Source organism: Xenophilus sp. (genome assembly GCF_044462705.1).
In the GTDB taxonomy this organism is placed as follows: Bacteria; Pseudomonadota; Gammaproteobacteria; order Burkholderiales; family Burkholderiaceae_C; genus Xenophilus; species Xenophilus azovorans.
Genome location: NZ_JBIQNC010000171.1, coordinates 1 through 6,739 on the forward strand (window position 1 = coordinate 1; position 6,739 = coordinate 6,739).

Genomic DNA, 6,739 nt, shown 5'->3' on the forward strand with positions numbered 1-6,739 from the left:
AGCGGCAGCGTGTCGAAGGACGCATAGGCCGTCGCCAGCCAGCTCTTGACGCGCTGGCGCTCTAGCAGGCCCAGGGCGTCGGGGCCTTCCTTGTCGTTCACGGCCTTCCAGAAGCTGCTGTTGTGCGCGTCGATCTTGCGCATGCTCGCCTCCTGCAGGCGCGGCAGCGAGATGACCTGCGCGCCCAGCGCCGTCGCCTTGGCGAGCGACTGCGAGCCGAGCATCATCGCGAAGTCGCTGCCGCGGCCGTAGTTCTGCACCACGATGTAGTGGGCGCGGTCGCCGAAGGTGTCGACCAGCTTGCCCAGCAGGTCGCTGGAGTCGCGGCCGTCGTCCATCACGTGCCAGAAGTTGACGTTGACGCCCAGCTCCTTGAAGACGGTGAACAGGTCCGACTCGCCGATCCATCGGGACAGCGGCGCCAGCGTCTGCGCCGCCATGTCGACGATGACACTCTGCGCCGGGTTGTGCTCGAAGCCGTTGACCACCTTGTCCAGCCCCTCGAAGCTGTCCACCACGATCGGCGAGGCGAAGCCCTCGTAGAAGCGGGTGAAGGAGTTGTGCGAGCGGTCGGTGTCGAAGCCGACGAAGGGCCGGCTGTGGTCGATGAAGTACTGCGCCAGCAGGCGCGAGGTGACCGACTTGCCGACGCCGCCTTTTTCGCCGCCGATGAAGTTCAGGGAGCTCATGGATGGACTCGGGAAGGAAAAACGGTGGAGGAAGGGCCGCCGCGCGCACGCCGTGCGGCGTCGGAAGAGGTGCGGTTCATTCTAGGAGGAGGGCACGTCATCGCCCGCGCCGCGCCATGCCGTCCAGCAGCGGGTGCGAGGCCAGCCGGCGCGAAAGCCGCGCCTTCCATTCGGGGGGCAGGGCGGCGGTCTCGATCAGCGCCGGCCAGTGTTCGCGCGCCAGGCGCACGGTGTCGGCCACCAGCCGGCGCACGCGCGGCTCGTGCAGGCCGGTGGCGAAGCAGAAGTCGCGCACGCTGGCCGGGGTGAACAGGCTGCTTCGGCGCGCGGCGGCGGCGGTCGTGCCGGGCGCGGGCGGCATGAGGGGCAGCGCATGGCCTTCCGCGCCCTGCATGGCCGCGTAGGCCACGATGTCGTAGGCGGGGGCCAGCCTGGGCACGAGGCCGTCGGGGTAGAGCACGCCGAAGTTCTTCAGGTGCGCGTCGGGGTTGCCGAGGAGGTCGTTGACCGCCAGGCGGCGCAGCAGCTCCAGCATCGCCTCCTCGCCCAGCGTGGGGAAGGCGCGCATCGCCAACGCCATGGCCAGGTAGCTGCCGGCGTACTTGTCCTGCGGGTCGACGGCGAGGACCTGCGCGAAGTCCTCGAAGTGGATGCGCTTCGCGCCGGCGCGGTCGAAGCGGGTGACGGCCAGGAACTCGGGCTCGTCGGGCAGGGCGTAGCCGTGCTCGGCCTCGATGGCCGAGAGCGGCGCCAGTTCGGCATGGCACACGTCGGCGCCGGCCGCGCGCGCCAGCTGCAGCGAAAGCATCTCCAGCCGCGGCATGTGCGGCCGCCCCGCCACCGGCAGCTTGGCGATGACGCGCACGCCGCGGCCGGTGCGCACGCGGGCGGTGTAGCGCCGGCCCTGGCGGGCCAGCACCAGCTTGGGCTGCACGCCCGAGACGGAGATGCCTTGCGGCAGCGGATCGGCCAGCACGGACATCTCCAGCGCGTCCTGGTCCTGCGTCACCAGCCGCTGGAGCGTGGCGCGGTCCACCTCGACCGGCCGTGCCGTGACGGCGCCGGGCAGGTCGCCGCCGCAGGCGGCCAGCAGCTCGAAGTGGTCGTCCTCGCGGCAGCCGCGCAGCTGCGCGATGTGGGTGCGCAGCACGCCCTCGGGCAGCAGGTTCTGGAACCAGGCGGGCAGGCGCCCGCCCTGGGCGTTGAAGAGCGGGTTGCGCACGTCGGCCCAGAGGGCGGACTGCGCCGCGGCATCGCTCGCCAGCATGGACAGCGAGAGCACCTGCGGCGGCGGCTCGGCCACCACGCCGGGCTCGGCGACGAAGCGGCACAGGTCGCCGTACTGGAACAGCTTGCCCCAGCGGCGGCCGGCCAGGGCGATTTCGAGGATCTTGACGTTCATGGCTTGGACCTGGGCGCGGGGGGCTGGGGCGGCAGGCCATCGGCCACCGCCTGGCCGATGCGCGTGACCACCGGTCGGTAGCCCGGCTCGGCACCCTCGGCCAGGGCCGGGCCGAAGCCGCGCGGTACGAGCTGCAGCTCCATGTCCAGCGCGCCCACCAGCGCCAGCAGCGAGGACAGCTGCGGGTTGCCCTGGCGGCTGCCCAGCGCGTTGCGGATGGAGCGCTCCGTCAGGCCCGAGCGTTCGGCGAGCTGGGCCGCCGTCAGGCCCAGTGCCTCGCGCCGGCGCGCGAGCTGTTCGATGAGTTCCCGCTTATTCACGGAAACATAATACCGAATCGAAAGAAAAAGGAAAGATACTTCCTAGCGGGAGACCATCGCGAAGAAGGGCCCCAGGTTGCCCAGCAGCCAGCTCTGGCTGAAGTCCAGCGCGGCGCGGCGGTACTTCTCGTCGGCCTGGGCGGCCAGCAGGTCGAGGCGGGCCACCACCTTGGACAGCTCCCGGTCGACGACCAGGTTGCGGCCGCGGCCGCTGATCTCGGTCGACAGCAGCAGCGGCTGGCCGTCCGGCCCGGCCTTGGAGGCCAGCAGCCACAGCGATATCTCGAAGTTGCGCGCCGCCCGGAAGGCGTTCTCGGCGCTCACGCCGTCGATCATGGTCTGCCGCCAGGTGTCGCCGTTGGCCTGCTTGAGCATGGCGGCCCAGCCGATCACCAGCGCCGCCACCCGGTCGCCCTGGTAGGCGGGCGCGGGGCCGGTCTCGAAGGCCAGGCGCACGGCGTCGATGCTGGTGGCGCCGCGCAGCTCGGGCAGGGGGCGGTCCTGCTCGACGGCCTCCCAGGTGCGGGCGATGGCGTCGTCGGCGCTGGCGGCCCACTTGCGCCACTCGCGCGGGTTGCGCCGGTACAGCGAGAGCTGCACCCGGCGGATCGACTGGAGGTTGTCGCGCAGCGCCAGGTTGGCGATGCGGTTGGCGCCGGATTCGAGCCACTCCTGCCCGGAATAGGACTCGGCCCGCTCGGTGTTGCTGAAGGCGCCGCAGCCGCCGAGCCCGAGCAGGCTGCCCAGGCCGGCCAACACGAGCGCGCGGCGCGGGGGAAAGGTCACGGAAGCGGGCAGGGAGCGCATGGGCCGCACGTTATCATTCCCGGCCCGGGCGGCAGCGCACCGCTCCGTGCATTTTTCCTTGCAAATCAACGCCTTGGCATCAGGGCTCCCGCCGTGCGTCTCAACTCCATCAAGCTCTCCGGCTTCAAGTCCTTCGCGGAGCCCACCAACTTCATGCTGCCGGGCCAACTGGTCGGCGTGGTGGGCCCCAACGGCTGCGGCAAGTCCAACATCATGGATGCGGTGCGCTGGGTGCTGGGCGAGTCGCGTGCCAGCGAGCTGCGCGGCGAGTCGATGCAGGACGTGATCTTCAACGGCACCACCAGCCGCAAGCCGGCCAGCCGCTCCAGCGTGGAGCTGGTGTTCGACAACGCCGACCACCGCGCCGGCGGCCAGTGGAGCCAGTTCACCGAGATCGCCGTCAAGCGCGTGCTCACGCGCGACGGCACCAGCAGCTACTACATCAACAACCAGCCGGTGCGCCGGCGCGACGTGCAGGACGTGTTCCTCGGCACCGGCCTGGGCCCGCGTGCCTACGCCATCATCGGCCAGGGCACGATCAGCCGGATCATCGAGTCTAAGCCCGAGGAGCTGCGCCTGTTCCTGGAAGAGGCGGCGGGCGTCTCCAAGTACAAGGAGCGCCGGCGCGAGACGGAGAACCGCCTCTCGGACACGCGCGAGAACCTCACGCGCGTGGAAGACATCCTGCGCGAGCTGAACGCCAACCTCGACAAGCTGGAGAAGCAGGCCGAGGTGGCGGCGCGCTACAACGCGCTGCAGGCCGAGGCGACGAAGAAGCAGCACCAGCTGTGGTTCCTCAAGCGCAGCGAGGCCGAGGCCGATCAGGCGCGGTTGAAGGCCGACGCCGACAAGGCGCTGAACGACCTCGAGTCGCGCACCGCTGACCTGCGCCATGTCGAGGCCGAGCTGGAGACCATCCGCCAGGCGCACTACGCCGCCGGCGACCAGGTCAACCAGGCGCAGGGGCGCCTCTACGAGGCCAGCGCCGAGGTCGGCAAGCTGGAGGGCGAGATCCGTTTCGTCGTCGAGGGTCGCCAGCGTGTCGAGCAGCGCCTGGTGCAACTGGCCGAGCAGATCCAGCAGTGGGAGACCCGCCGCGCCGACGCGGAGGCCGAGATCGAGACGCTGGCTGGGCAGGGCGTCGACGCCGAGGAGCAGGCTGCGATCCTGGCCGCCCAGCTCGAGGAACACGACGCCCGCCTGCCCGAGCTGGAAGAAGCGCTGCAGCGTGCGCAGGAGGAGGCCAACGAACAGCGCGGCTCGGTCGTGCAGGTGCAGCAGCAGATCCAGGTGCTGGCCGCCGACCAGCGCAACATCGAGGAGCAGTCGCGCCAGCTCGGCCAGCGCAGCGAGCGCCTGCGGGCCGACCGCAACGCGCTGGCCGCGCCGGACGAGGCCCGGCTGGCCGAGCTGCAGCAGCAGCTCGCCGAGGCGCAGCAGGCGGCCGAGGAGGCCGACGCGCGCCTGCACGACCTGCAGGAGAGCGTGCCCCAGCTGGACGAGGCCCGCCGCGAGCGGCAGCAGGCTGTCAACACCGAGGGCGCGCGACTGGCCGAGCTGTCGGCCCGGATGGAGGCGCTGAAGGCGCTGCAGGAGAAAGTCCGCACCGACGGCAAGCTCGCGCCCTGGCTGGCCAAGCACGGCCTCGACGGCCTGCAGGGCCTGTGGAGCCGCATCCACATCGAGGCGGGCTGGGAGAACGCGCTGGAAGCGGCTCTGCGCGAGCGCATGGGCGCGCTGGAGATCTCGCGCCTGGACATGGCGCGCGCCTTCGGCAGCGACGCGCCGCCGGCCAAGCTGGCCTTCTACAGCCCGCCGTCCGCGGCCGCCCCGGCGGCCAGCGGCAGCAGCGGCCTGCCGAGGCTGGCCGACCTGCTGCGCATCAACGACGCCGGCCTGCAGGCCGTGCTGGCCCACTGGCTGCACGGCTGCTGCACCGCCGACAGCCTCGAAGAGGCCCTGGCCCAGCGCGAGCGCCTGGCGCCGGGCGAGACGATCTACGTCCGCGACGGGCATGCCGTCACCGCCCACAGCGTCGGCTTCTTCGCGCAGGACTCGGAGCAGTCGGGCCTGCTGGCGCGCCAGCAGGAGATCGAGAACCTGGAGCGGCAGCTCAAGGCGCAGGCGCTGATCAACGACGAGGCGCGCACCGCGCTGGTCCGCGCCGAGGCGTCGTACGCCGATGCCGCTTCGCGCCTCGTCACCGCGCGTCGCGAGGCGGCGGACACGCAGTCGCGTGCGCACGAGCTGCAGGTCGAGACCCTGCGTCTGGGCCAGTTGGCCGAGCAGACCCGCGCCCGCAGCCAGCAGCTCGACGCCGACCTGGGCGAGGTGGACGCTCAGCTCGAGGACCTGCAGGAGCGCCGCATCGCCGCCGAGGCCCGCTTCGAGGAACTCGACATGCAACTGGCCGACAGCCAGGAGCGCCACGCCCAGCTCGAAGAGAAGGTGATCGAGACCGGCCGCGCGCTCGCCGCCGCGCGCGAGCAGCACCGCAGCCTGGAGCGGCAGGTGCAGGAAGCCGCCTTCTCGCAGCGCACGCTGGAGGCGCGCCGCGCCGAGCTGCAGCGCGCCATCGAGACGGCGGCGCAGCAGGCCACGTCGCTGGCCGACGAGCGCGAGCGTGCCGAGGCCGAGCTGGGGCGCCTGTCGGACGCCGCCGCGCAGGCCGGCCTGCAGGACGCGCTGGCCCTCAAGCTGGAGCGCGAGCAGGCCCTGGGCGCCATGCGCAGCCAGTACGACGACCTCACCGCCAAGCTGCGCGCCAGTGACGAGCGCCGCCTGCAACTGGAGCGCGCCCTCGACCCGCTGCGCCAGCGCATCACCGAGGTGCAGCTCAAGGAGCAGGCCGCGCGCCTGGGCTTCGAGCAGTACGAGCAACTGCTGGCCGACGCGCAGGCCGACGTGGCGGCGGTGGCCGCCTCGGTGGAGGAAGAGAAGGTGCGGCTGGCCGGCCTCTCGGGCGAGATCGACCGCCTGCACCGCGAGGTGGCCTCGCTGGGCGCCGTCAACCTGGCGGCGCTGGACGAGCTGACCAGCGCGCGCGAGCGCAAGACCTTCCTCGACGCGCAGTCGGCCGACCTGAACGAGGCGATCACCACGCTGGAAGACGCCATCCGCAAGATCGACGGCGAGACGCGCGAGTTGCTCGGCGGCACCTTCAACACCGTCAACGAGCACTTCAGCCGCATGTTCCCGGAGCTGTTCGGCGGCGGCAACGCCAAGCTCATCATGACCGGCGACGAGATCCTCGACTCCGGCGTGCAGGTGATGGCGCAGCCGCCCGGCAAGAAGAACCAGACCATCCACCTGCTCTCGGGCGGCGAGAAGGCGCTCACCGCCATCGCGCTGGTGTTCGCCATCTTCCAGCTCAACCCCGCGCCTTTCTGTTTGCTGGACGAGGTGGACGCGCCGCTGGACGACGCCAACACCGAGCGCTACGCCAAGCTCGTCACCGCGATGAGCAAGGAAACGCAGTTCCTCTTCATCAGCCACAACAAGATCGCGATGGAAATGGCGGA

At 71.3% G+C, this 6,739-nt stretch carries 5 protein-coding genes; 1 reads left to right on the plus strand and 4 read right to left on the minus strand.

Annotation, left to right across the window (positions count from 1 at the left end; genetic code table 11):
- From ACIY1X_RS20415 to ACIY1X_RS20430, 4 genes are all read right to left on the minus strand, one after another.
- Window positions 1-689 (minus strand): mobilization protein (locus ACIY1X_RS20415; protein WP_038216390.1); only part of this gene is annotated, 689 nt, incomplete at its 3' end.
- 97 nt (window positions 690-786) lie between these two features.
- On the minus strand, window positions 787-2,091 hold the full coding sequence (locus ACIY1X_RS20420; protein ID WP_399684079.1) for a type II toxin-antitoxin system HipA family toxin: 1,305 nt from the start codon (window positions 2,089-2,091) through the stop codon (window positions 787-789).
- Complete coding sequence (locus ACIY1X_RS20425) at window positions 2,088-2,411, minus strand: helix-turn-helix domain-containing protein (RefSeq protein ID WP_399684082.1); 324 nt, start codon at window positions 2,409-2,411, stop codon at window positions 2,088-2,090. Before ACIY1X_RS20425 ends, ACIY1X_RS20420 begins: the two co-directional genes overlap by 4 nt.
- Window positions 2,412-2,453: 42 nt before the next feature.
- Complete coding sequence (locus tag ACIY1X_RS20430) at window positions 2,454-3,197, minus strand: hypothetical protein (protein ID WP_399684085.1); 744 nt, start codon at window positions 3,195-3,197, stop codon at window positions 2,454-2,456.
- A 114-nt stretch (window positions 3,198-3,311) separates the two neighbouring features.
- Here ACIY1X_RS20430 and smc point away from each other — a divergent pair.
- A partial coding sequence (gene smc / locus ACIY1X_RS20435) for a chromosome segregation protein SMC (RefSeq protein WP_399684088.1) occupies window positions 3,312-6,739 on the plus strand: 3,428 nt, incomplete at its 3' end.